The sequence below is a fragment of the Ectothiorhodospira lacustris genome, from assembly GCF_022227785.1.
In the GTDB taxonomy this organism is placed as follows: domain Bacteria; phylum Pseudomonadota; class Gammaproteobacteria; order Ectothiorhodospirales; family Ectothiorhodospiraceae; genus Ectothiorhodospira; species Ectothiorhodospira lacustris.
Genome location: NZ_JAJNQM010000157.1, coordinates 1 through 1,531, shown reverse-complemented (window position 1 = coordinate 1,531; position 1,531 = coordinate 1). Strand labels below are relative to the sequence as shown.

Sequence of the window (1,531 nt, the reverse complement as noted above, 5' to 3'; positions counted from 1 at the left end):
GATGTTGTCACGAAACGTAATTGTGTCTATCAAACGGCGTACCATGTGATCTGGTGCCCGAAGTATCGGCGCGACGTACTGATTGGAGCGGTGGCGGAGGAAACAGGGGCGATGCTGGATGCGATTTGCGCGGAACGGAGTTGGCCGGTGATTTCCAAGGAGATTCAGCCGGATCACATCCACCTGTTCGTCAGCATCCCGCCTGCCATTGCCGTGGCCGATGCCGTCAAGGTACTCAAGGGCGTCACGGCTCGCCGTCTGTTCCAGCAGTTCCCGGCGCTGAAGAAACGGCTGTGGGGCGGACACCTGTGGTCGCCGTCGTACTACGTCGGCACGGCGGGAAACGTCAGTGCCGAAACCATCCGTCGCTACATCGAGCGTTCCGAGCATGTCACCAAGAGGCGATAAGCGATGATGCGCACGGCGTCGATCCGGCTGGAGGTGAGCGCGGAGCAGGCCAGAGCGCTTGCTGCGTTGCGAACAGCCTACGCGGATGCGTGCAACCGTCTGGTTCCCATCGTGCGTGAGTATCGTCTGTGGAACCGGGTTGGGCTGCACCAGCGAACGTACAGCAACCTGCGGGAGGCCACGCCGCTGGGCAGCCAGATGTGCTGCAACGTCATCTTCTCGGTGTGCAAGGCCTACAAGGCGCAAAAGGAACTCGGGCGCATCAGGAAAGATGAGCCGATCCCGGAAATCCGCTTCGACCGCCCCAGCGTGCACTTCGACAAACGCACCTACACCCTCAAGAACGATGCTGTCACGCTCTACACGCTTGATGGCCGTATCAAGGTCGCAATGCGTCCCGGCGAACATCAGCGCCGCATCCTTAAATCCGGCCAGCCGAAGGAGGCGGAGCTGGTATTGCGCAAAGGGCAGTGGTTTTTCAACCTTGTCGTCGAGTCCTGCGACGCGGAACCTGTGGCATCCGGCCCTGTGATGGGTGTGGATGTCGGAGAAAACAACCTCGCCGCCCATAGCTTGGGCAAGGTCTTCGGCGGCGAGCCACTGCGCGATAAGCGCGACCGTTACCTTGCCCTGCGCCGCCGCCTCCAGTCCAACGGCAGTCAGAGCGCCAAACAAAAGCTCCGGCAGGTCTCCGGCAAGGAGGCGCGGCGTGTGAAGCACATCAATCACGAAACGAGCAAGGCCATCGTCCAGACAGCCATCCAGGCTGGTGTCGCCAAGATCACGATGGAAGACCTGACGCACATTCGCTCCCGCATCAAGGCGGGCAAGCGCATGCGTGGCCGCCTGCACCGCTGGGCATGGCGGCAGCTTCAGAGCTTCGTCGAATACAAGGCGAAAGCGGCGGGTATTGCGGTCGAATACGTGAACCCGGCCTATACCAGCCAGACCTGCTCCGACTGCGGAAGCATCGGCAAGCGCAGCAAACATCGTTTCGTGTGCGAACACTGTGGTCTCCGGGCGCACAGCGACTTGAATGCGAGCCGAAATCTTGCCCGGATCGGCAGCGGTGCCCCGCTGTCGAGGGCGGCTGTAAATACGCCTGATGTTGGAAATGGGATCA

General features: G+C 61.1%; 2 protein-coding genes. Both read left to right on the top strand.

The annotated features are described in order from the left end of the window. On the top strand, positions 1 to 408 hold a 408-nt coding region (gene tnpA, locus LQ952_RS15785; protein WP_238623568.1), incomplete at its 5' end, for an IS200/IS605 family transposase. Between the two features lie 3 nt (positions 409 to 411). Continuing rightward, positions 412 to 1,531: RNA-guided endonuclease InsQ/TnpB family protein (locus LQ952_RS15780; protein ID WP_238623567.1), on the top strand; the 1,120-nt coding region annotated here is incomplete at its 3' end.